This window comes from Microbacterium sp., from assembly GCF_017305435.1.
GTDB lineage: Bacteria > Actinomycetota > Actinomycetes > Actinomycetales > Microbacteriaceae > Microbacterium.
In genome coordinates this window covers 103,377-127,285 of the sequence record NZ_JAFKIP010000008.1, presented here as the reverse complement: position 1 = coordinate 127,285, position 23,909 = coordinate 103,377, and the positions used below count along the sequence as shown (strand labels likewise).

Genomic DNA, 23,909 nt, shown 5'->3' with positions numbered 1-23,909 from the left:
GCGTCGAGGGGTGGTTCCCCCGGGGTTTCGGGACCCCGGGGGAACCGGTGGCGGGAGGACCCGCCGGGTCAGGCTGAGGGGATCAGCCGTTGAGGATGGACTCGATCTGCGTGTCGAGGTCCGTCGCGAGCGCCTTGACGTCGCCGCCCTGCGCCACCTTCACGAAGAAGTCCTGCAGGAGGCCCTTCGCCTCGACGTCGGCCCACTTGGGCGATGCCGGGGTGAGCTTGGCGTTCGCGGCGGCATCCGCGATGATCTTGGCGAGCTCGGGCGTCGCCGCAGCGACGTCCTTGCCGAGCGACTTCTTGGCCGGCACGAGGCCGCCCTTGGCCAGGATCTCCTGGTAGTCGTCGCTGAGCATGATCTTCAGCGCGCTCTTGGCGAGGTCGGCGTGCGACGACTTGGCCGCGATGCCGATGTTCGAGCCGCCGGCGAAGACCTTGGCCGCGCCGCCGTCCTTGCCCGGGAGGGCGAAGTAGCCGAGCGAGTTGGTCAGCGCCGTGTCGGCCTTGTTCTCATCGGCGACGATCGACCAGTACGCCCAGCTCGGGGCGGACAGGGTCGCGGCCTTCTCGGTGCGGAACGGGACCCACGCCTCGGTCTCGTCGCCGTCCTTCGGGGCGAGGGAGGAGGCCATGACCTCCTGGACCTGCGTGATGCCGGCGACGGAGGCGTCGCTGGACATCTGCGCGTCCCACTTGCCGTCCTTCTGCACGGCGATCTCGCCGCCGTTCTCCCAGATGAAGGGGAGGGCGTTGTACCAGTCCTTGCCCGGGAAGTAGACGCCCGAGACACCCGGCAGCGCCGCCGCGAGCTTGCCCGCGTTGGAGACGTAGTCGCCGAGCGTCGTCGGAACCGAGACGCCGGCCGTCTGATACTGGGCCGTGTTGTAGAACACGACGCGCGCGCCCGAGTAGTACGGCGCAGCGTACAGCTTGCCGTCCCACGAACCCGCCTCGACGAAACCGGGGAGCAGGTCGTCGCCGCCGAGGTCGGACTTGATGTCGGAGATGTCCAGCAGCGCGCCCGACGAGGTGAACGCCGCGGCCTGCGTGTTGCCCATCTCGACGATGTCCGGGGTGTCGTTCGAGGACAGGCTCGTCGTGAGCTTGTCGACGAGGCCCGTCCACTGCTGCTCCTCGATGACGATCTTCGAACCGGGGTTCTCCTCGGCGAAGGTCTTCGTGAGGTAGTCGCGGGCGTCCTGGGGCGTGTCGGTGCCGACGAGCCAGACGCGCAGCTCTGCGGCCTCCGGCGTGGCGGAGTTGCCACCGGAGGTGCCGCCTGCGCAGCCGGCGAGAACGACAGCCGAAGCGCCGAGGAGCGCGAGGGCTCCGAGCTTCTTGTTCATGGTGTCTTCCTTTGTTTCTTGGTGTTCCCGTGTGGTCGGGTGACGGGACTCCGACCGACCGTCCGGGGGGATTGGTGAGGGCTATGAGACCCCGAGTTGTCCGGAGAGGACCATGACGGCCGCGCCGCGCAGGACGATGTCCTGCCCTTCGGCCGTCATCCGCACCCGCACGCCGTCGTGGAACTCGGCGAGCGTGCGTGCACGCAGTGTCTCGACGGTCGCCTCGGCGAGAGGGCCGTCGAGAAGCTCTTCGGGGCCGGAGAGGACGATCTCCGACAGGTCGAGGGCGCCGACGACGGGCGCCAGCGCGATGCCCAGCCGCTCCCCCGCATCGCGCAGGACCGCGTCGCGGTCGGCGTCGGGCTCGGCGAGCGCGCGCCGGAGCGACGGCTCGGACAGCCAGGCCTCGAGGCATCCGACCTTGCCGCAGACGCACACCGGCCCGCCATCGGTACCGACGGTGACGTGCCCGATCTCACCGGCGGCGAATCGACTGCCGAGCATCGGCTGGCCGCTCGCGAGCAGACCCGAGCCGACACCGCGGCCGACGCGCACGAGGAGGACGTCCTCGCCCGATCCGCCGAAGGTGTACTCGGCGAGTACGGCGGCGTTCGCGTCGTTGGCGACGAGAACGGGGAGCGACACCTCTGCGTTCAGGATGTGCTCGAGGTCGACGGCGGTCCAGCCGAAGTTGGGCGCCGTCAGCACGACGCCGTGGTCGTCGACGATACCCGGCGAGCCGACGCCGATGCCGAGTACGGGGGCATGCGCATCGTCGACGAGGGCGCGGACGAGGGCGATGACCATCGGCAGGATGTCGGAGCGTTCGGCCGGGACGTCGACGTCGTGACGCGCGACGATCTCGCCGTCGAGCGTGAGCACGGCGCCGAGGAAGCGGTCGCTGCGTGAGAGGTCGACGCCGATGATGCGGTGGCCCTCCCGGTCGAGGTCCACGAGGATCGCGGGCTTTCCGGGCCCGGCGGCTTCGCGCACGCCGCGCTCCGCGACGTAGCCGTCATCGATGAGCTCGGCGACGAGATCAGAGATCGTGACGCGAGTGAGGCCCGTCTCCCGGGAGAGATCCGCGCGCGACATGGCACCCTGGTGGAAGAGGGTCTGCAGCACGAGTGATCGGTTGTGCGCCCGAGCGTGCTCGGGAAGGACCTTCGCGGCCTGACGCAGCGCGCGGCTCGACCCGAAGGAACGCCCCGTCCGCGGGGTGTTCTCGGCGGAGGAGCTCCGTTGCGTATCCGATCCTGGCATGTTTGTTAGTAAACCTTACGAACAAACCTTTCGCAAGCGCGCGCCGCGAATCGCCCCATCGTTTACACAACCGTTACGTCATCCCATCGAGAGGAGCCGGCCGGATGTCCCGCCGCACAGACCGCATGGACCGAGGAGGCCGCACCGTCGGAACCCCCCGCACGCTCATCGCCCTCATCGTCGCCACGACGCTCGCCCTCGCGGGCTGCGCCGCGGGCACCTCCCCTGCCCCGTCCGCATCCGCCCAGGACGTCGGCGCCGCGTGCACGGCGGTGCGGGAGAAGGTCGCGGATGCCGCACAGCGCCTGACGCAGCTCGACGTCACGGATCCGGATGCCTCCGCCCGCGTCATGAGCGACGTGGCCGCCTCCCTCGCCGACGCCGCGACCGCCGTCGACAACCCCGAGATCGCACGCCTCCTGCCGGACCTGCAGGCGGGCTTCGCACAGGGCGCCACGGCGCTCGGCGCGATCGCGTCCGGCGACCTGTCCCAGTTGCCGGCGCTGCAGTCCGCGACCGCCGGCATCCAGCATTCCCTCACCGCCTTCACGAAGCTGTGCCCCTCCTCGTGATGCTTCCGTGACGTCTCGCGGCACCGTCTCCCCCGGTGACCGGGCGGTTTTCGCGTACGATTGAGGGGCGGATCGGGGCGTGCGCGCGCCGATCCGCCTGGACCGGGGGGTGCGCAATGACCGATCTGGCTTCGAAGTCGGAGACCGACGGCGAGTCGGCCACGCCGGCGACCCCGGTCGCCGAAGCGGGGATGGACACGCACGTACTGGATGCCGCCGCGGCCTCCGACGCGATCGCCGCCCCCGTCGCATGGGCTCCCGCCGAGCCGGCGAAGCGCAGCCGCAAGAAGCTGTGGCTGTGGATCGGCATCCCGGTCGCGCTCGTGGTCGCGGGCGTCGCCGCGGCATCCACTCTGCTCATCGCGCCCGGTACGACGATCGGCGGCGTGCCGGTCGGCTTCATGACCGCGGGGGCCGCGACGGATGCCATCGACCAGCGCCTCGCGGAGACCTCCGTCACGCTCGACGGCTCGGGGGCCACAGTCTCGGGCGCGGATCTGGGCGCTCAGGTCGACGCCGCCGCTCTCGCCGACGCGGCCTTCCAGCAGCGGCCGATGTGGAACGTCACGCAGTGGTTCGGCGATCCGCTGGATGCCACCGTGACGGTCGACGACGACCGCGCGACCGACGCGCTGCGTGCCGCCGCCCCGTCCGCCTACACCGACCCGACCCCCGCCGCCGTGTCGTTCACCGGGGCCGGCTTCGCCGTCACCCCCGCCGTCGACGGCACGGGGATCGACGTCGACCAGGTCAGGGCAGCCCTCCACGACGCCCTCGCCGCCGGCCAGACCGACATCTCGATCACCCCCGAGCCGTTCGCCGTCACCGCCGCCGCGAGCACGGCGAAGGCCCAGGCCGCCGCCGACAAGGTCAACGCCCTGCTGCAGAACGTCGGCTTCTACGTCGGGCAGGAGCGCACCGTCCCGATCGACGCGGCGACCGCGGCCGGCTGGCTGACCGTCGCCCCCGACCGCAGCGGCGCATTCACGATCACCGCCGACCCTGCCAAGATCCAGGCATCCGTCGACGCCCTGCCGCCGCTCGTCAACCGCGCGCCCGTCAACGGGGCCGTCGTGACGGATGCCGAGGGCACCGTGCTCGAGACGACGACGCCCGGAGCGGACGGACGCACGCTCGGCGACACGGCGTCTGTCGCGAAGGACTTCGCCGCACAGCTCGGCGACGGCAACGGCGTCTACACGCTGCCCGTGCAGGTGACCCCCGCCGCGATGACCACGTCGGCGCGGATGGTCGAGGTCAACCTCTCCGAGCAGATGCTCTACATGAAGGAGAACGGGCAGGTCATCGACTCGTGGCCGATCTCGAGCGGCATCGCCGAGTCGCCCACGACGGTCGGCCACTTCACGGTGCAGTCGCACTACGACGTGCAGACCATGACGTCGTCGTCGGCCACGGATTCCTACTGGAACTACGAGGTCCCCAACGTCCAGTGGATCATGTACTACTACGGCGGCGAGGCGCTGCACGGCGTGTACTGGCACAACGACTTCGGCAACCCGCGCAGCCACGGCTGCGTCGGCATGCCCAACTGGCGCGCCAAGCAGATCTACGACTGGCTGCCCAACGGCGGCGACGTCTGGATCCACAATTGACCTGATCTCGATACACGCCCGCTGCGCGGGCGCACTCGATCACCGGAATGACGGCCGCCGCCCGTGTCGGTGGTCGAGTGCCGCGGCGCAGCCGCGGTGTATCGAGACCGGAACGTGCACGACGAAGCGGCGGATGCCGAGGCATCCGCCGCTTCGTGATCCTCGGGTCAGAGGGCGTCGATCACCGCGTTGAGCGTCGGCGACGGACGCATCACCTCGGTCACCTTGACGACGTCGGGGTGGTAGTAGCCGCCGATGTCGACCGGGTGCCCCTGCACGGCGTTCAGTTCCTCGACGATCTGCGCCTCGGCATCCGTCAGCTTCTGCGCGATCGGGGCGAAGGCGGCCGCGAGCTCCGGCGCGACCGTCTGCTTCGCGAGCTCCTGCGCCCAGTACAGGCCCAGGTAGAAGTGGCTGCCGCGGTTGTCGATCGTGCCGAGCGAGCGGCCGGGCGAGCGGTCCTCTTCGAGGAAGGTGCCCGTGGCGGCGTCGAGCGTATCGGCGAGCACCTTGGCCGAGGCGTTGCCGGTGTACTCCGCGAGGTGCTCGAAGGATGCCGCGAGGGCGAAGAACTCGCCCAGCGAGTCCCAGCGCAGGTAGTCCTCTTCGAGGAGCTGCTGCACGTGCTTGGGGGCCGAGCCGCCCGCGCCCGTCTCGAACAGGCCGCCGCCGGCGAGGAGGGGCACGATGGAGAGCATCTTCGCCGACGTGCCGACCTCGAGGATCGGGAAGAGGTCGGTGAGGTAGTCGCGCAGCACGTTGCCCGTGACCGAGATGGTGTCCTCACCGCGGCGCAGGCGCGCGAGCGTGTAGCGCGTCGCCTCGGCCGGGGGAAGTATCACGATCGTGATGTCGTGGGTCTCGAGCGTCGCGAGCGCCTGGTGCACCTTGCCGATGAGCTGCGCGTCGTGCGCCCGGTTGACGTCGAGCCAGAACACCGCGGGAACGCCCGTCGCGCGGGCACGGGTTACCGCGAGGCGCACCCAGTCCATGATCGCGATGTGCTTCGCCTGCGTCGCACGCCAGATGTCGCCCTGCTCGACGTGGTGCTCGATGAGCACCGTGCCGGCGGAGTCGAGCACCTCGACGACACCGTCCGCCGGGATCTCGAACGTCTTGTCGTGGCTGCCGTACTCCTCGGCGGCCTGCGCCATGAGGCCCACGTTCGGGACGGTGCCGATCGTCGCGGGGTCGAGCGGACCGTTCGCGATGACGTCGTCGATGACGGCCTGATAGACGCCGGCGTAGGACGAGTCGGGGATCACCGCGATGGTGTCCTCCTCCTCGCCGTCCTTGCCCCAGAGCTTGCCGCCGTTGCGGACGAGCGCGGGCATCGAGGCATCCACGATGACGTCGGAGGGCACGTGCAGGTTCGTGATGCCCTTGTCGCTGTTGACGTAGCTGAGGCGCGGGCCGTTCTCGAGGCCCTGGGCGATCTTCGCGGAGATCGCGTCACCGCCCTCGACGTCGCCGAGGCCGGAGAGGATCGCACCGAGGCCGTTGTTGCCGTTCAGGCCCGCCTCCGTGAGCTGCGCGCCGTAGGCGTCGAAGACGTCGGCGAAGAAGGCGCGCACGACGTGGCCGAAGATGATCGGGTCGGAGACCTTCATCATCGTCGCCTTGAGGTGCACCGAGTAGAGCACGTTCTCGGCCTTGGCCTGCGCGATCGTGTCGGCGAGGAACGCGTCGAGCGCCTTCGCGGAGAGGAAGGTCGCGTCGATGACCTCGCGCGGCAGGACCTTGAGGCCGTCCTTGAGGACCGTGACAGCGCCGTCGGCGGCGGTGTGACGGATCGTCAGCACGTCGTCGTGGGCGGCGATCCAGCTCTTCTCGTTGCTCTTGAAGTCGTCGTGACCCATCGTCGCGACGCGGGTCTTCGAGCCGGCCGCGAACGGCTTGTTGCGGTGCGGGTGCTTCTTCGCGTAGTTCTTCACCGCGAGAGGCGCCCGGCGGTCGCTGTTGCCCTCGCGCAGGACGGGGTTCACGGCGGAGCCCTTGATGCGGTCGTAGCGCGCGCGGACGTCCTTCTCCTCGACGGTTCCCGCATCGTCCGGGTAGTCGGGGATGTCGTAGCCCTGGCTCTGCAGCTCCGCGATCGCGGCCTTCAGCTGCGGAATGGATGCCGAGATGTTGGGCAGCTTGATGATGTTCGCCTCGGGGAGGGTCGCGAGCCCGCCGAGCTCGGCGAGCGCGTCGCCGACCTGCTGCTCGGGCGTGAGGCGCTGCGGGAACGCCGCGAGGATGCGGCCCGCGAGGGAGATGTCCCGGGTGTCGATCTCGACGCCCGCCTGGCCCGCGAACGCCTTCACGATCGGCAGGAACGAGGCGGTGGCCAGCGCCGGGGCCTCGTCGGTGTGGGTGTAGATGATGGTGGAATCAGGCACGTCTGAACTTCCTCTATCGAGCGTCGCGGGGTCGCCTCCCACCCTACCGCACACGGCGAAAGTATCTCGACGTCGAGATACTTTCGCCGGCGCGGCATCCGTGACATCGCGCCTCAGTGACGCCTCAGTGGCGCCTCAGTGGAAGGCGAGCACCTCATCGCCCCACGCGGCACGCAGGGCTCCGTCGAGGTCGGGCACGAGGTCGTCGGAGCGCCCGATGACGAGCGTCTCGCGCGACGCCGCGTCGGATGCCGCCTCGTAACGCAGCCACGCCGGGGCTCCGCTCGCGTCGGGGTTCCGACCGTGGGCGAAGGCCGTCCAGCGCTCCTGCATGCGGCGGGAGATCTCCTCCGCGACGCGCAGCCCGCCCAGACGGAAGGTGGGATCCTTCGGTTCGTTGGGGCCGGACTGCAGGTTGCCCCAGAGATACGGCAGCTCCGTCGCGTGCGTCGCGCCGAGGCCGATGAGCCGCAGGAACGGCGCCGCGTGGTCGAAGCGGTAGAGCCACACGTCGGCGACGGCGCTGTGCCCCTCGGCGACCCACACCGTCGGCATGCGGAAGCCGATGTCGCGGGCGATGCCGAGCCCCACGGCCCGCGCCCGAGCGTGCTCGTAGGCCGTGCGCACCTGGCTGGCGGACGGGAGTTCGACCGTCGGATTGTCGGCGGCCATGTCGGAGAACATCTGCGCGATGCGGTCGTCGGTGATGGGGATCAGGGGCGACTTCATGAACTTGAACAGCGACGCCTCGTCCTTGTTGGTGCCGATCAGCAGGGGCACGGGGAGGCCCCGGCCCTCGTGCAGCGCGAGCGCGGGCGCCTCGGGCAGCAGGTCACCGTCGATGACGGGGGCGAAGGCGAGCACGCCGGGGTCGGAGTCGGGAACCGCCGCGTAGACCGCCATGCCCGCCCGCACGATCTCGTCCGCCGGGAGGGCCCGCAGCGCCTCGGCGACATCCTGCGCCGCGGGGTCGAGACCGAGCTCCCGGACGAACCGCTCCGCGACCGCGGCCGCGCGGTCGGTGCCGTAGACGCTGGATGCCGGCGATGACTGCGCGATCGCGCGGTGGAACAGGCCCGCCGCCGCGGGAGTCGCGAGGAGGGTCGTCACGAGTCCGCCGCCGGCCGACTCGCCGAACACGGTCACACGGTCGGGGTCGCCGCCGAACGCCGCCACGTTCTGCTGCACCCAGCGGAGGGCCAGCAGCACGTCCTTGAGGGCGAGGTTGCGGTCGAATCCGGCGTCCGGCAGGAGCCCGGCGAGGTCGAGGAAGCCGAACGCGCCGAGGCGATAGTTGATCGTCACGACGACGACGTCGCCGGCGTTCACGAGCGAGGTCGCGTCGAAGAGAGGCTGGCTGGAGGCGCCGAAGGTGTAGGCACCGCCGTGGACCCACACCATGACGGGGCGGGGGATCCCCGAGGCATCCGGCGCCCAGACGTTGAGCGAGAGGCAGTCTTCGTCCATCACGGTGTCGGCGCCGAGCGGGACGGAGGGGTTCGCCTGCTGAGGGCAGGCGGGGCCGTAGGCCGTGGAATCCATCTCGTCCAGGGCGACGGCGGCGGCGATCGGGTCGCGCCAGCGCTGCGCCCCGACGGTGGGCTCGGCGTAGCGGATGCCGCGCCACGATCGCACTCCCGAATGGACGGAGCCGCGGAACGTGCCGGCGGGCGCCGTGACGACGCAGGCGGGGTCGACGGGGGTGGGGGAAGCGGTGGTGGGGTTCTCGGATGCCATGCGAACGACGGTAGAACCGTCGCCTGCGTGCTCAGCCGGGATGTTCGGTTGACGCGACAGCGGGCGCGGCGACCCTCGCCGGCAGCGGGATCGCGGCCTCCAGCACGGCACCTCCGGTGCCGGCCGACAGCACCGCGCCGAGGGCGGCGACGTGGGATGCGGGGCGCAGCTGCGCTTCCGTGCCCGCTGTCCCCGGCAGCGGCCCGTACGACCGGACGCGGACCCGCAGGGCGTCCCCCGCGCCGGTCGCGACGACATCGAGCGCGACGTCCGCCCGGCGCTGCGCGGAGTGCTTGACGGCGTTGAGCACGCCCTCCGCGACGATGTCGTACGCATCACGCGCCGCCTGCGACCCGGCATCCAGCGCCGTGCGCGCCGCGGGGCTCACCGTGAGCTCCAGCGCGATCACCCGCCCCCAGGTCTGGACGATGCCGTCGAGCGAGACGGGGACGGCACGGCGCTCCCGCGCGAAGACGCCGCCTACCTGCGCGAGGGTCTGCGTGACCTCGTCGACCAGTTCCGCACGATCGGCGCTCGTCGGCTGCGGATGGGCGAGCACGAAGACCGCGCACCTCCCCTGCACGTCGCGGTGCAGCAGCTCGGCCGCCTCGGCCAGGGCTTCACGGGCGGGCGCGGTACCGGCCCGCCCCGAGCGCTGCGCCGCGGCGACCGCGCCGGAGAGACGGCGCTGCTCGATGCGCAGCGCGCGGAGCGTTCCGGCACATGCGGCCGCACCGACCGCGATGAGCGCGTACACGACACCCGGAACGACCGCGCGGAGCGCCGGCGCACCGCAGAGAACGGAGACCAGCGAGAGGGCGACGGCGCAGAGCAGGGATGCCGCGAGGAACACCCGCACGCGATGCCGCAGCCGCCGTCCGCGGCTGACCGTGTCGACGAGCGCGCCCCCCGCCACCGCGACGGCGGCGCCCAGGGCGAGCTCGGTGAGCGGCACGGCCCGGATCGCGAACGGCAGCAGGCACACGGCGTAGATCACCGTGACCGCCCACCGCGGCGGGACGCTCAGGACCGCCACCTGCCCGGGCGGTGCCTGCCGGGCGGGCGCGTGCCGGGCGGCTGAGCGCTGGGCGGAGAACTCGTCGGCCAGCGCGTCATCGTCGTCGAGCGGGGCGCTCGCGAGGTCGACGAGGGCGTGACTGACCGCGCGGACGCGCCCCGTCGCGAAGGCGCGGACGTCGTCGGCGTCGCCTGGGGAGCTCGGGGCGGAGGCGGCGCCTGGGGAAGTCGGGGCGGCGGCGCCTGGGGAAGTCGGGGCGGCGGCGCCTGGGGAAGTCGGGGCGGCGTGGCCGGCCAGGGTCGGCAACGCGCGCGCGACGTCCTCGGCAGCGCTGCGGACGGCGGCACGGGCGCGCGTGTCGAACGCCGCCGTCCGGCGGTCGACCCGCGCACGTTCGCCCACGGCCGCGCGCAGCAGTGCGTTGACCGTCCGCAGGGAGCGGACGGCGTCGACGATGACCGCGATCGCCGTGAACACGACGAGCCACGTGACGGCGTTCGTCAGCATGCGGAACGGCAGCTGCCACGCGTCAGGAGGCGTCGCGCCGGCGGCCCGGAGCCAGGCATCCGCGACGACCGGCCGCGCCGCGGCGATCAGGATGACGCCGATCGTCACGACGATCGCCCGGGCGCGGGCCACCAGTCGACGCTCCGTCACCGCCAGGGCGATGAGCGCCGCCGCGACGCAGAGCCACGTCGCCGCCCCCGCGAGTAGAACCTGTGTGAGAGTTCCCTCGGCCGAGGGGGCCATCACCGTGAACGACAGGAGGAACGACGCGGAGAGCGTCCACCCCGTGACGTACCTGCCCGACTGCACGGAGGCGCGCACGGCGGCGATCAGTCGGGTCATCGCGCGGGCGTCATGACGCCGAGGAGGTGTTCGGGTCGTTCGGGTCGTCCGAGTGGCTCGAACCGCCCGGGCGGCTGGATCGACTCGGGCCGAACGCCGCGAGGTACAGCGTCGCCGCGGCGACGCGGGGGCTCACCGCGGCATCCCCGGTCACCCCCAGCCGGTCGAAGATGCGGCTGATCGACCGCTCCACCGCGCGCACCGTGGCGCCGGAACTCGTCGCGATCTGCTCGTTCGACCAGCCGCGCGCGATCATCGAGAGCACGTCGAGCTGATGACGGGTGAGGCCGTCCAGCGCGTCCGCGGGAGCGGGCGCCGACCCCTCCGGGACGGGGTGCGTCGACAGGGCACGCTCGAGCGCCGCGACGAGGTCGTCGGGCGATCCGAGATCCTGTTTGGAGACGAACACCGCGCGGTCCACCCCCATCGCCTTCGCGCCCGCCGCCGCGCGGGGATAGCTGCTGAGGAAGACGACGCCCAGGTGCGGTGCGAGCTGGGTCAGCATGGCGGCGAGCTCTCCGCCGGAGGGACGCGAGCCGAGGTCGATGTCGGTGAGGAGCGCATCGGGGTCGAACTCGGCGAACAGGGCCGTCGCCTCGGCGGCATCCGCTGCGCCCGCCGTCTCCCACCCGCGCTGAGTGAGCATGTCGCAGACGAGGAGGCGCAGCGCAGCCTGGTCCTCGACCACCAGCACCCGACGCGTCCATCCGCTGCTCACGCCGTTCACGATAGTGGGTCCCGTCGCGGCATCGACGAATGGACGATGCCGCCTTCCGCGCGACCCGCTAGCCTGGAGCCATGACCGAGCTGCGCCTCGTGGAACTGTCCGCCGCGACCATCGTCGCGGTCAACGCCCTGTCTCTCAAGCCCGGACAGGAGGCGTTCATCGCCCCGACGAGCTACGCCGTCGCCGGCGCCGTCGTCAATCCCGCGACCTCGTGGCAGCGCGTCGTGCTCGACGGCGACGAGGTCGTCGGCTTCGTCAGCGCGAACTTCGACGAAGAGGCCGATAAGGACCACTTCCGCTCGGTGCTCTGGCGGATCAACGTGGATGCCGACGACCAGGGCCGCGGCATCGGCCGCTTCGCCGTGGAGAAGCTGCTCGAAGAGGCGCGCTCACGCGGCATGGACCGCGTCGACGTCATCTACGAAGCCGGCCAGGGCGGCCCCGAGGCGTTCTTCAGCCGCGTGGGCTTCGTGCCCGTCGACGAGACGGAGTACGGCGAGGTCGTCGCCGAGATCCGGCTCTAGCCGACCGCGCCGCTTTCACGCGGCACGCGGCGCACCGCACGAACTCCGCAGAAAGTGACGAACTCCGCACGCGATCGGGGCGATCGGTGCGGAGTTCGCGCGTTATTGCGGAGTTGGTGACGGATGCCGGGGCGTGCGTCCCGGCATCCGCCACTCAGACGAGAGACTCGCGCCACGCGGCGTGGAGCTGGGCGAACTTGCCCGTGCCGGCGATCAGCACGTCCGGGGCGTCGTCCTCGATGATCTCGCCGTGCTCCATGACGAGCACGCGATCGGCGATCGCGACCGTCGACAGCCGGTGCGCGATGATGATCGCCGTCCGACCGGCGAGCAGCGTCTGCAGCGCCTCCTGGATCTGACGCTCGCTCGGGATGTCGAGCGACGCCGTCGCCTCGTCGAGGATCAGCACCGCCGGGTTCGCGAGGAAGGCCCGCGCGAACGAGATCAGCTGCCGCTGCCCCGCCGAGACGCGCCCGCCGCGCTTGTTGACGTCCGTGCCGTAACCGTCGGGCAGGCGCTCGATGAAGGCATCCGCCCCCACCGCCCGCGCCGCGGCCTTGATCTCGTCGAGCGTCGCATCGGGCTTGCCGAGCGCGATGTTGTCGGCGACCGTGCCGCTGAACAGGTAGGCCTCCTGCGTGACCATGACGATCGCGCGCCGCAGATCCTTCGGATGGAGCGACCGCAGGTCGACGCCGTCGAGCGTCACCTGGCCCTGGCTCGGGTCGTAGAAGCGCGACACGAGCTTGGCGAGCGTCGACTTGCCGGCGCCCGTCGTGCCCACGAGCGCGATCGTCTGCCCCGCGGGGATGTCGAGCGAGAAGTGCGGCAGGATCGTGCGGTCGCCCGAATAGCCGAACACGACGTTCCGGAACTCGACGTGCCCGCGGGCCGCCCACAGGTCGACCGGCTTCTCGGGGTCGGGGACGGTCGGCTCCTCGTCGAGGACGCCGGACACCTTCTCGAGCGCCGCCGCGGCCGACTGGTACGAGTTCAGGAACATCGCGATCTCCTGCAGCGGGGAGAAGAAGTTCCGCACGTACAGGACGGCGGCCAGGAGCGTTCCGACGAGCAGCTCGCCGGTCCCCACACGGATGCCGCCCCACAGCAGCACTCCCGCGACGACGAACGCCGAGACGGCCATCATGCCCGGCTCGAACGTGCCGAACAGGCGCAGCGAGCGCATGTTGACGTCACGGTACTGGCCCGACAGGTCGCCGAACTCCTCGTCGTTCCGCCCCTCCTTGCGGAAGGCCTTCACGGCGCGGATGCCCGTCATCGTCTCGACGAACTTTACGATGACCTTCGCCGACACGACGCGCGACTCGCGATAGGCCCGCTGCGAGCCCCGGTAGAACCACCGCATGAGGAAGTACAGGGGGATGCCGCCGACGAGGAGGATCACGCCGGACTGCCAGTCCAGCAGCAGCATCGCGATGAGGGTGAACCCGCCGTAGAGGATGCCGGAGACGAGCTCGTTGAGTCCGCCGTCGAGCAGCTCGCGGATCGAGTCGAGGTCGCTCGTCTGACGGGAGATGATCCGGCCCGACGTGTACGACTCGTGGAACTCGAGGCTGAGCCGCTGCGTGTGCACGAAGATCCGCTTGCGCAGATCCAGCATGACGGCTTGCGTGAGACGCGCCGCGACCACCGCGTACCAGCCGATGAGCGCCGCTCCCCCGGCACCGGCGGTGAGGTACACCGCGACGATCATGATCGTCGGCATCCAGTCGCCCGCCTCGAGCACGCGCGGGAGCGCCTGGTTGATGCCGTACGCGATCAGCGCCGGGCCGGCGACCTGCAGAGCGGTCGAGACGACGAGCACCGCCCCCGCAAGCGCGAGCTGCGGGCGCAGGGGCGCGACGAGCGAGCCCAGCAGGCGCAGCGAGCGGCGGCGGATCGCGCGCGACTCCTCGCGCGTGTAGTCGGAGCGGTCTTCGCCGGTCGTTCCGGCGACGGATGCCGTGGTCATCGGGGCACCTCCTCGGTCGTGGGCACGGGTCTCGTGCGGGGGGATGCCTCGTCACGCCGCTCCGCGGCGTCTTCGAGGCTCGAGATCACATAGCGGTAGTGCTCGCTCGTGCGCAGGAGCTCGCTGTGCGTGCCGACCGCCGTGACGCGGCCCGCCTCGAGCAGCGCGACGCGGTCGGCGAGCATGACGGTGGAGGGCCGGTGGGCGATCACGAGCGTCGTCGTGTCCGACATGACCTCCCGGAGGGCGTCTTCGACGAGCGCCTCGGTGTCGACGTCCAGCGCCGACAGCGGATCGTCGAGGACGAGGACGGCGGGCCGCGCAGCGACGGCGCGCGCGAGGGCGAGGCGCTGACGCTGACCGCCGGACAGCGACAGGCCCTCCTCGCCGATGACCGTGTCGACGCCGTCCGGCAGCTCGTCGACGAAGCCGGCCTGTGCGACGGCGAGCGCTTCGCGCAGCACGCGCTCGGCCTCGGGCGAACCGGGGACGAGGTCCTCGCGCCCGAGGAGCACGTTCTCCCGGACGGTCTGCGAGAACAGCGTCGAGTCCTCGAAGGCCATGCCGACGTGCGTGCGCAGATCGTGCAGGGTGAGGTCGCGCACGTCGACGCCGTCGATCGTCACGCGACCGCCCGTCACGTCGTAGAGGCGCGCGGGGAGCGTCGTGAGCGTCGTCTTGCCCGACCCCGTGAGTCCCACGAGCGCCATCGTCTCGCCGGGCTCGAGGGAGAGGTCGATGCCGTCGAGGAGGTCCCGCTCGGAGGCGGGCGCGTCCTGGTAGCGGAAGTGCACGCCCTCGAAGGTCAGCGCTCCGCGCGAGGCGGCGACCGTCACGGGATCGGTGGGATCGGTGATGGTGTTCTGCTCGTCGAATACCTCGAAGATGCGATCGCTGGCGGTCCTGGCATCCAGGAGGAACGAGAACAGGAACCCGATCGACTCCATCGGCCAGCGCAGCACGGTGGCCATCGCGAAGAACGCGACGAGCTCGGCGACCTGCAGCTGCCCGGCCTGGGTGAGGACGATGCCGACGCCGAGGCACAGCGCGAAGGCGATGTCGGGCAGCAGCACGAGCCAGAACCAGATCCAGCCGACGGCCTTCGCCTTGTCGATCTCGGTCTCGCGGAGCGATTCGGCCTGCCGCGCGAACTTGACGAGGGCGTGCTTGCCGCGGCCGAACGCCTTCAGCACGCGGATGCCGTGCACCGACTCCTCGACGGCGGTCGCGAGGTCGCCGGCCTGGTCCTGACTGCGGCGCGCGAGCGTGCCGTACGTCTTCTCGAAGCGGTATCCGGCATACCAGAGCGGCGCGCAGACGATGAGGAAGGTCACGCCCAGCGCCCAGTGCCAGCGGAACAGCAGCGCCATTCCGACCAGGATCGTCAGGATGTTGACGACCAGCAGGACGAGGCCGAAGGCGAGCCAGCGGCGCAGCATCGAGATGTCCTGCATCATGCGGCTGAGCAGCTGCCCCGACTGCCAGCGGTCGTGGAAGGCGACGGGCAGGCGCTGCAGGCGCTCGTAGAAGCTCGTGCGCATGTCGTACTCGACGCTGGTAGACGGCGCCAGCACGAACCAGCGCCGCAGCCACACCATGAGCGCTTCCAGCAGCCCCAGCAGGAGGATGAGGCCGGCGCCCCACGCGAGCGCGCTGACGTCGCCCGTCGCGATCGGGCCCTGCACGAGGCTCTCGAGCACGAGGGGGATCGAGAGGGCGAGCAGGCTCGCGCCGAGCGCGCTGACGGCGCCCAGCACGAGGCGCCCGAGGACGGGTTTCGCGAACGGGTAGAGGCGGGCGAGGGCCCGGATGGTCGAGGGCTTTTCGGACGGTGAAGTCATGATCCTTGGGGGTGGTGCAGTGGTGCGAAAACGGATGCCGAGGTCACGGGGTCGGCGGAGTCGATGGCGCGCGCGGACGCCTCGGAACGGGTGAAGCCGTGAGGGGGAGAACGCGATGCGAGGCGGGCTCATGCCGCCGAGAAGAGGTGGGCGGGCGTTATCCCCGGTGCGCCCCGGCCGCGAACGGACGGAGGACGGCGGGCTTCGTGTAGACGATGGCCGTGGACATGAGTTCCTCCAGGTTCGGTGAGCGGGGGCGCGGCGCCGGGTCGCGGCGACAGCCCTCCAGAGTATCCCTGGGAGTCAGCTGTGCGCAAGCACGGGATCCAGACTGCTGGCCTGATGGTGGATGCCGGGGCGTTTCGTCGGCGCAGATGGTCGCTTCCGGCACGGAAAGCGACCATCTGCGCCGACGTTCCGGGGTGAGGGCGGCCGACGGGGTGTCAGCGCGCGCGGGCCGCCTCGCGCTCGAGCAGCGCCTGCTTCACGGGAAGGCCCCACGCGAACCCACCGAGTGCTCCGCCGGTGCGGAGCACTCGGTGGCACGGCACGAACAGGGCGGGGGCGTTGCGGGCGCAGATCGACGCAGCGGCGCGCACGGCGCTCGGCGAGCCGAGCGCCGTCGCGAACTCGGCGTAGGTGAGGGGGCGGCCGGGGGCGATCCGCCGGAGCGCATCCCAGCCGGCGCGCTGCAGTGCGGTCCCGCTCTGCAGCACCTCGACGTCGTCGATCGCCGCGAGGTCGCCCTCGTAGTAGGCGACGACGGCCGCCGCCGCGGCGGCCGTCTCCCCCTCCCGCACCTCGGTCGGAGGCGTCCGCAGCCGGGCGAGGATCGCGGCCGGGTCGGCCGTCCATCCACTCGCGAGGACGCGCTGCCGCTCGTCGACGAGCACGGTGAAGGCGCCGTCGGGGGTTTCGAGGGTCTGGATCGTGGCGGTCATGCGCTCTTCTCGTCTCTCGTCGTCGGATCGGTGGTGCGGGTGTCGTGCGGAGAGGTCGGCGAGGCAACGTCCGCCGCGGCGCTCCGACGACCGGCGGTTCGGAGGCCGGCGCCCGGACGGCCGCTACTCCGACGACCGGCGGGCGGCACGGCGCGCCAGAGGTGCGCCGTGAGATAGCTGCGCCACGGGGCTGTGCGCGTCGCCCACTGCTCGAACCCCCGCGGGTCCGCCGGGATCCCGGCGGACCCGGCGCCCGCCCGCACCGCGACATCACCCGGCAGGGTGATGTCGGGGTCCCCCAGCACGCGCATGCGCACGTAGTCGGCCGTCCACGGGCCCACGCCCGGCAGCGCGAGCAGCGCGGCGCGCTGCTCGCGCGCCTCGTCCCCCGCCGTCAGCGTCAGCGAGCCGTCGGCGAGCGCCGCCGCGGCGCCCGTGATGGCGCGGATGCGCGCCCCGGGCCCGCGCAGCACCTCGTGTCCGTGCTCGGCGATCGCCGCCATCGTCGGAAAGAGGCGGTCGAAGGAGTGTCCGTCGCCGTCGAAGCCCGCGACCCGCTCCCCCAGCGCGTCGGTGAGGGCCGACAGCGCCGTCGTCGCGGCGGCGACGGTGATCTGCTGGCCGACCATCGCCCGGATGAGCATCTCGTGCGGGTCGACGGCGCCGGGTACGCGGATGCCGGGAACCCGGGCCACGAGCGGGGCGAGCTCCGGGTGCGCGCTGAGCGCGGCATCCACCGCCACCGGATCCGCATCGAGGTCGAACAGGCGTCGCGCCCGCGCGACGAGGACGGGCAGGTCGCCCAGGTGGGTGAGCTTCGCGCGCAGCCGGACGCGGCCGACGTCGTCGCTGTGCAGCTCGAACCATGCCGGGCCTCCCGGCAGGCGCACCGTGCGGGCGAAGGTCGAGGCCGTCCCGACCTCGGCGCCGGCGACGGCGCGCGCGGCCATCCACGCGTAGAGCCCGTCCACGTCGAGCGGACCGCGGTGCGGCAGGACGAGGTCGATCGCCCCGGGGGTGTGCAGCGGGGCGTGCACGGCGGCATCCGCCCGGCGCCGTGCACGTAGCGCGAGCGGCGGCATCCCGAAGACCTCGCTGATCGTGTCGTTGAACTGGCGCACGCTCGCGAACCCGGCGGAGAACGCGACATCGGATGCCGGCAGGTCGGTCGCCACGAGGAGCATGCGCGCCGTGTGCGCGCGCTGCGCGCGGGCGAGGGCGAGGGGGCCCGCGCCGAGTTCCTCCGTGAGAAGGCGCGTGAGGTGCCGCGGCGAGTAGCCGAGCCGTGCGGCGAGGCCGGGCACGCCCTCACGCTCGACGACGCCGTCGGCGATCAGCCGCATCGCTCGCCCCGCGACATCGCCGCGCAGATTCCACGCCGGCGATCCGGGTGCCGCCTCCGGCAGGCACCGCTTGCAGGCCCGGTAACCCGCCTCGTGGGCCGCGGCCGACGTCGGGTAGAACGTCACGTTCTCGGGCTTCGGCGTCCGCGCGGGACAGCTCGGCCGGCAGTAGATGCCCGTCGACCGCACGGCCGTGACGAACTGGCCGTCGAACCGCGCATCGCGCGCGTCGATCGCACGATAGCGCTCGTCGAAGGTCAGGGATGCCACGGTCACGACCCCAGCCTCGCACGCCGAAGGCGTCGCCGCTCGCGGTTTTCGGACACGACACCTCGGCATCCCGCCGCCCCGACCCGCCCGCCCCGCCGCCGCCGCCCACCCCGCCGAGTGTCCAAGAAACGCGGTCGGGACCACGTGCCGCACCGCGTGTTCTGGACACTCGGCAGAGGGGGGGTGCTCCGCAGACGGGATCGGCTGTCCGCGCAGCCGCGCGATCAGTGGAAGAAGTGCCGCTCGCCCGTGAAGAACATCGTGACGCCCGCGGCGCGCGCGGCGTCGATGACCTCCTGGTCGCGCACCGATCCGCCGGGCTGCACGATCGTGCGGATGCCGGCGTCGATGAGCACCTGTGGTCCGTCCGCGAACGGGAAGAACGCGTCGGATGCCGCGACCGACCCGGCGGCGCGGTCGCCCGCGCGCTCCACTGCCAGGCGGCACGAGTCCACGCGGTTGACCTGCCCCATGCCGATGCCGACGGTCGCGGATGCCTGCGCGAGGACGATCGCGTTGGACTTCACGGCGCGGCACGCCTTCCAGGCGAACGCGAGGTTGGCCTTCTCGTCGTCGGAGGGCATCTCGCCCGTGACGAGCTCCCAGCCGTCGACGAGCGTCTCGATCTCGGCGGGGAAGCGGTCGGCATCCTGCAGCAGCAGCCCGCCGGAGAGGAGGCGCACGTCCATCGGCTCCTGGCGCCAGTCGTCGGGCAGGCGCAGCACGCGCAGGTTCTTCTTGAGGCGGAAGACCTCGAGCGCCTCGGGCTCGAAGTCGGGCGCGACGATGACCTCGGTGAAGATGTCGCGGAGGTTCTCGGCCATCTTGAGGGTCACGGTGCGGTTCGCCGCGATCACGCCGCCGAAGGCCGAGACCGGGTCGCACTCGTGCGCACGCAGGTGCGCCGAGGCGATCGGGTCGAGCGCCTGGGGCGCGGCGATCGCGATGCCGCACGGGTTCGCGTGCTTGATGATCGCGACGGCGGGCTTGACCATGTCGAACGCGGCGCGGAGCGCGGCATCCGCGTCGACGTAGTTGTTGTAGCTCATCTCCTTGCCCTGCAGCTGCGTCGCCTGCGCGATGCCGTGCCCGCCGACGCGCGAGTAGAGCGCCGCGCGCTGGTGCGAGTTCTCGCCGTAGCGAAGCGTCTCCAAACGCTCGGCCTGGATCGTGAGGTGCTGCGGCAGGTCGCCCTCGGACTCGAGCGTCTCCTCGGCGAACCACGTCGCGACGGCACGGTCGTAGGCGGCCGTGTGCGCGAAGGCGCGCGCGGCGAGCTCGCGACGCTGCGACAGCGTGGTGCCGCCCTGCCCGAGCGACTCGACGATCGCGGGGTACGACTCGGGCGAGACGGCGATCGCGACGTTCGCGAAGTTCTTCGCCGACGCGCGCACCATCGCGGGGCCGCCGATGTCGATCTGCTCGACGACCGCGTCGCCCGTCGCACCGGAGTTCACGGTCTCGACGAACGGGTAGAGGTTCACGACGACGAGCTCGAAGGGCAGGATGCCGAGCTCGGCGAGCTGATTCTCGTGGTCCTCGAGGCGCAGGTCGGCGAGGAGGCCCGCGTGCACGCTCGGGTGCAGCGTCTTCACACGCCCGCCGAGCGACTCGGGGAAGCCGGTGATCTCCGCGACGTCGGTGACGGTCAGCCCGGCCTCGCGCAGGAGCGCCGCCGATCCGCCCGTCGAGACGAGTTCGACCCCGGCTCCGGCGAGCGCCTGCGCGAGCGGGAGCAGATCGGTCTTGTCGCTGACGGACAGGAGTGCCCGGCGGATCGGGACGAGGTCGCGGTCGCGGTAGAGGGCGGGATCGATGGTCGGGCCGGCCATGCGGAACTCCAGTGCTCGGGGTGTCAGGTGGATCGGGGACGGGTCGGGAAGGGAGGGACGGATCAGGGCGCGTCGGTGCGCGCGGCGGAGGACGCGAGATCGATCTCGCCCGTCGCGATGGCGCGGACGACCTCGATCAGAAGCCGCCGCTCGACGGGCTTGATGCGCTCGTGCAGCGTGTGCTCGGTGTCGCCCGGGAGGATCGGGATGCGCTCCTGGGCGAGGATCGGCCCCGTGTCGACGCCGCCATCGACGATGATGACGCTCGCGCCCGTCTCGGTGACGCCCGCGGCGAGCGCGTCGCGCACACCGTGCGCACCGGGGAACTCGGGCAGGAACGCAGGGTGCGTGTTGATGAGGGCGGGGGCCCAGGCATCCACGAGGTCCGCGGGAAGGAGGCGCATGAGCCCGCTCAGAACGATGAGGTCGGGCGTCCACACGTCGATCTGGCGACGGAGCTCCGCGCCCCAGTGCTCGCGCGTCTCGAACTCGCGGAACGGCACCAGGACGGTCGGGATGCCGAATTCCTCCGCGTGCGCGAAACCGTCGGCCTCCCGGTCGGCGCCGACGACGACGACACGCGCGGGGAATCCGGGAACGGCTGCGGCGTCGAGGAGCGCCCGCAGGTTCGAGCCCGTGCCCGAGATGAGGACGGCGACCGTGAGCACCCGCACAGTCTACCGGCGGGTGGAGGGGGCGTCAGGCCCGCCGGTCGCCGTCCGGATCCCCGAGCGTCGCGAGCGGGTCGAGATCGGTCGGCTGCAGCGGCGCGGTCTCGGTCTCGTCGGGAGTGAGCACGGGAGAGGGAGCGGCGTCGACGGAGAACCGCGCGGTTCGGCGGGACAGCGGCACGGCATCGTCGGCCGGGGGCTCGGCGTCCTCGGCCGGAGGCACGAAGCCGTCGGCAGCCCAGGACGACGGCGCCGCCAGCGCCGCCGGTCCACGCCGCACCGGCCCGAACAGGGCGATCGCCGCACCGACGAGCAGCTCCGCGCCGACGGCGATCGCGACGGGCCCGGCAGCGGGCCCGACGTCGCCGAGGCGGCCCGGGCCGATCGACCCGGCCGCGAGCGCGGCGAGTCCGGCGCAGGCGCCCGCGCCGCCCAGGACAATGATCGCGAGCACGACGGCGCGCGTCCGGGGCGCCGCCTCGGCATCCGCGTCCGCGAGCCGCCGGCGTGCGGCGGCGCCGGCCAGGAAGCCGACCGCGACGATCAGCAGCACGATGACGAGCGCCCACGGCGAGAGGGCGTCCGGCACGAGCCCGAGCGCAGGGATGCCGGGGAGCACGCCCAGCTCGACACCCGCCGGCGAGACGGCGGTGCCGGAGCCCACGGCGAAGCCCGGCCCGGCGGCGAACGCACCGCCCCAGACGGCGAGCGTGGGAAGGTAGGCCAGCTGCACGAGGCCGAGCATGACGACCCCGAGCGCATCGACGTGCGCGGACTCGAAGAGCGCCACCACCTCGCCCCCGCGCACGACGGTCGCGACCGCGACGACCGCGGCGCCGGCCGCGAGGAACCCGGTGACGGCGATGCCGAGCCCGCGCGCCGCCGCCTCCGGCACGGCGCGCAGGAGCGGGGAGCGCTCCAGACGGGCACGCACGGCGTCGACGACACCGTCGTCGCCGTGCCGCCAGGCGCCGACGATCGCGCCGACCAGGGCAGGCAGCGCGAACACGGCGGTCGGCACGAGCAGGGCCTGCCATCCGTACACCGCCGCGACGGGGTTCGCCGACGTCCGCCAGGCCACCCACGCGACGACGAGCGTGACGAGTGCGCCGGAGGCGACTCCGACGAGCCACGCCCCCGATCGCGCCGCGCGCGCGCCCGAACGCGCCGCGAACAGCGCCGTGAACGCCGCGAACGCGAGCGGCGCGAGCGAGATCCAGAAGGTCGCGGCATCCGCCGGGATGCCCGTCGCCGTGAGGTACTCCGGAGGCAGCGTGATCGACAGCGGCACGAGCTGCCCGAACTGCCACAGGCGGACCGACACCGGCCACAGCGCCCCCCAGTCCGCTGTGCCTCCGAGGCCCAGCACCCACAGCACGGTGAGCGGAGCGAGCGCCGCGGCGACGCCGACGGCCGCCGCGATCAGAGCATCGAAGGCGGCGAGGAGGGCGACGAGGAGGCGATTCATGCGGCTTCGACCCTACCCACGGCAGGTGCGCGCGCTCCCGGGGCACGCAGAGCCACTACGTTTTCTCACAGGAGGAATCATGTCGAGCACACCCGAGGCGCCCGCGCGCACCGCCGCCCCCGGCGCCACCCCCGAGGGCGCCCTCGATCGCTTCTTCGAGATCTCGAAACGCGGATCCACCGTCGGCACCGAACTGCGCGGAGGTCTCGTCACCTTCGTGACGATGGCCTACATCGTCATCCTCAATCCGCTGATCCTGTCGACACCGGATGTCGAGGGCACGGTCCTCGGCGGCAGCGCCGTCGCCGCCGCGACCGCGCTCACAGCGGGTGTGATGACCGTCCTGTTCGGTCTCGTGACGCGCCTGCCGTTCGCCTTCGCGGCGGGCCTCGGGATCAACGCCTTCCTCGCGTTCTCGATCGTCGGCTCGATCAGCTGGCCCGAGGCGATGGCCCTCGTCGTCATCAACGGTGTCATCATCGTGCTCCTCGCAGCGACCGGCCTGCGGAAGATGATCTTCGACGCCGTGCCGGTGCAGCTGAAGCTCGCCATCACGGTCGGCATCGGCCTCTTCATCGCGTTCATCGGCTTCGTCAACGCCGGCTTCGTCACGGCGACCGGCAACGCATCGCCGCCCGTCGATCTCGGTGTGGGCGGTTCGGTCGCGTCGCTGCCGACGCTGCTGTTCGTCCTCACCCTGCTGATCGGCGGCGTCCTCATCTCGCTCCGCGTGAAGGGCGCGATCCTCATCGCGCTCGTGGGCGGCACGGTGCTCGCCGCGATCGCCAATGCGATCTGGCCGTTCGGCCTCGACTTCGGGTTCGCGGGCGGCATCGTCGCCCTGCCCGACTTCAGCCTCATCGGCGCGGTGGACTTCGGCTTCGACCTGCAGCGCGTGAGTGTCGTCGCGCTCATCATGTTCCTGTTCACCCTGCTCTTCTCGAACTTCTTCGACGCGATGGGGACGATGACGGGACTCGCCCGCGAGGCGGGTCTCGCCGACGAGAAGGGCGACTTCCCCCGCATCCGCTCCGCCCTCATCGTCGAAGGCGTCGGCGCGATCGTCGGCGGTGGCACCTCGTCATCCTCGGCGACGGTGTTCGTCGAGTCGGGGTCGGGCATCGGCGAGGGCGCACGCACGGGCCTCGCATCCGTCGTGACAGGCGGCCTGTTCCTGCTGGCGATGTTCTTCACGCCGCTCACCTCGCTCGTGCCGGGTGCGGTCGCCGCGGCCGCGCTCGTGCTCGTCGGCGCGATGATGCTCTCGCAGATCAAGAACATCGACTTCACCGACTTCCGTGTGCTCCTGCCGGTCTTCCTCACGGCGACGGTCATGCCGATGACCTACTCGATCGCGAACGGCATCGGCGCGGGCTTCGTCTCGTGGATCGTGCTGCACGCCTTCTCCGGCAAGGCGAAGGAGATCCACCCGCTGCTGTGGATCGTCGGCGTGGGCTTCGTGCTGTTCTTCGCCCGCGGCCCCATCGAAGCGCTGCTCGGCGTCTGACGCAGCCGCTCCGGCGTCTCCGGGAG

The 23,909-nt window shown here is 71.7% G+C and carries 17 protein-coding genes; 4 read left to right on the top strand and 13 right to left on the bottom strand.

Translation table 11 applies throughout. The annotated features are described in order from the left end of the window. Positions 1–82: 82 nt before the first annotated feature. Together J0I43_RS14835 and J0I43_RS14830 are read right to left on the bottom strand one after the other, a co-directional pair. Positions 83–1,351: an extracellular solute-binding protein gene (locus tag J0I43_RS14835; protein WP_292865535.1), complete on the bottom strand. Its 1,269-nt coding sequence runs from the start codon at positions 1,349–1,351 to the stop codon at positions 83–85. 81 nt (positions 1,352–1,432) lie between these two features. Beyond that, positions 1,433–2,614 (bottom strand): ROK family transcriptional regulator, encoded by a 1,182-nt coding sequence (locus J0I43_RS14830; protein WP_292865531.1) that lies wholly within the window; start codon positions 2,612–2,614, stop codon positions 1,433–1,435. Positions 2,615–2,718: 104 nt separating this feature from the next. Between J0I43_RS14830 and J0I43_RS14825 the strand changes: the two genes are divergently transcribed. Both J0I43_RS14825 and J0I43_RS14820 read left to right on the top strand, forming a co-directional pair. Continuing rightward, entirely contained in the window at positions 2,719–3,186 is a 468-nt protein-coding gene (locus tag J0I43_RS14825) for a hypothetical protein (protein WP_292865528.1), read from the top strand. Positions 3,187–3,302: 116 nt separating this feature from the next. Further along, positions 3,303–4,799, top strand: coding sequence for a L,D-transpeptidase family protein (locus J0I43_RS14820; protein ID WP_292865525.1), 1,497 nt, complete (start codon positions 3,303–3,305; stop codon positions 4,797–4,799). A 167-nt stretch (positions 4,800–4,966) separates the two neighbouring features. Here J0I43_RS14820 and J0I43_RS14815 read toward each other — a convergent pair whose 3' ends face one another. The 4 genes from J0I43_RS14815 to J0I43_RS14800 all read right to left on the bottom strand — a co-directional run bounded on the left by J0I43_RS14815 (position 4,967) and on the right by J0I43_RS14800 (position 11,505). After that, the gene (locus J0I43_RS14815; protein ID WP_292865522.1) at positions 4,967–7,183 is read right to left on the bottom strand and encodes an NADP-dependent isocitrate dehydrogenase; all 2,217 of its coding nucleotides are present in this window, start codon (positions 7,181–7,183) and stop codon (positions 4,967–4,969) included. 135 nt (positions 7,184–7,318) lie between these two features. Continuing rightward, positions 7,319–8,920 (bottom strand): carboxylesterase/lipase family protein, encoded by a 1,602-nt coding sequence (locus J0I43_RS14810; protein ID WP_292865520.1) that lies wholly within the window; start codon positions 8,918–8,920, stop codon positions 7,319–7,321. A 31-nt stretch (positions 8,921–8,951) separates the two neighbouring features. Then, entirely contained in the window at positions 8,952–10,787 is a 1,836-nt protein-coding gene (locus J0I43_RS14805; RefSeq protein WP_292865517.1) for a hypothetical protein, read from the bottom strand. 10 nt (positions 10,788–10,797) lie between these two features. Further along, positions 10,798–11,505 (bottom strand): response regulator, encoded by a 708-nt coding sequence (locus J0I43_RS14800; RefSeq protein ID WP_292865514.1) that lies wholly within the window; start codon positions 11,503–11,505, stop codon positions 10,798–10,800. 80 nt (positions 11,506–11,585) lie between these two features. On the opposite strand from J0I43_RS14800, the gene J0I43_RS14795 reads away from it, so the two are divergent. Then, positions 11,586–12,038 (top strand): GNAT family N-acetyltransferase, encoded by a 453-nt coding sequence (locus J0I43_RS14795; RefSeq protein ID WP_292865511.1) that lies wholly within the window; start codon positions 11,586–11,588, stop codon positions 12,036–12,038. A gap of 154 nt (positions 12,039–12,192) precedes the next feature. Here the strand turns inward: J0I43_RS14795 and J0I43_RS14790 are convergent, their stop codons facing one another. The 7 genes from J0I43_RS14790 to J0I43_RS14760 all read right to left on the bottom strand — a co-directional run bounded on the left by J0I43_RS14790 (position 12,193) and on the right by J0I43_RS14760 (position 22,376). After that, on the bottom strand, positions 12,193–14,010 hold the full coding sequence (locus tag J0I43_RS14790; protein WP_292865509.1) for an ABC transporter ATP-binding protein: 1,818 nt from the start codon (positions 14,008–14,010) through the stop codon (positions 12,193–12,195). Further along, positions 14,007–15,851, bottom strand: coding sequence for an ABC transporter ATP-binding protein (locus J0I43_RS14785; protein WP_292865506.1), 1,845 nt, complete (start codon positions 15,849–15,851; stop codon positions 14,007–14,009). The genes J0I43_RS14790 and J0I43_RS14785 overlap by 4 nt, the downstream gene beginning before the upstream one ends. A gap of 443 nt (positions 15,852–16,294) precedes the next feature. Next, the gene (locus J0I43_RS14780; protein ID WP_292865503.1) at positions 16,295–16,792 is read right to left on the bottom strand and encodes a methylated-DNA--[protein]-cysteine S-methyltransferase; all 498 of its coding nucleotides are present in this window, start codon (positions 16,790–16,792) and stop codon (positions 16,295–16,297) included. Next, positions 16,789–18,411 (bottom strand): Ada metal-binding domain-containing protein, encoded by a 1,623-nt coding sequence (locus tag J0I43_RS14775; RefSeq protein WP_292865500.1) that lies wholly within the window; start codon positions 18,409–18,411, stop codon positions 16,789–16,791. The genes J0I43_RS14780 and J0I43_RS14775 overlap by 4 nt, the downstream gene beginning before the upstream one ends. A 218-nt stretch (positions 18,412–18,629) precedes the next feature. Next, positions 18,630–20,237 (bottom strand): bifunctional phosphoribosylaminoimidazolecarboxamide formyltransferase/IMP cyclohydrolase, encoded by a 1,608-nt coding sequence (gene purH / locus J0I43_RS14770; protein ID WP_292865497.1) that lies wholly within the window; start codon positions 20,235–20,237, stop codon positions 18,630–18,632. A gap of 62 nt (positions 20,238–20,299) precedes the next feature. Further along, positions 20,300–20,905: a phosphoribosylglycinamide formyltransferase gene (gene purN / locus J0I43_RS14765; RefSeq protein WP_292865494.1), complete on the bottom strand. Its 606-nt coding sequence runs from the start codon at positions 20,903–20,905 to the stop codon at positions 20,300–20,302. A 31-nt stretch (positions 20,906–20,936) separates the two neighbouring features. After that, positions 20,937–22,376 carry a DUF6350 family protein gene (locus J0I43_RS14760; protein WP_292865491.1) on the bottom strand — a complete coding sequence of 480 codons (1,440 nt, stop codon included), beginning with the start codon at positions 22,374–22,376 and terminating at the stop codon, positions 20,937–20,939. 79 nt (positions 22,377–22,455) lie between these two features. Between J0I43_RS14760 and J0I43_RS14755 the strand changes: the two genes are divergently transcribed. Continuing rightward, entirely contained in the window at positions 22,456–23,883 is a 1,428-nt protein-coding gene (locus tag J0I43_RS14755; RefSeq protein WP_292865488.1) for an NCS2 family permease, read from the top strand. The last annotated feature ends 26 nt before the right edge of the window (positions 23,884–23,909 follow it).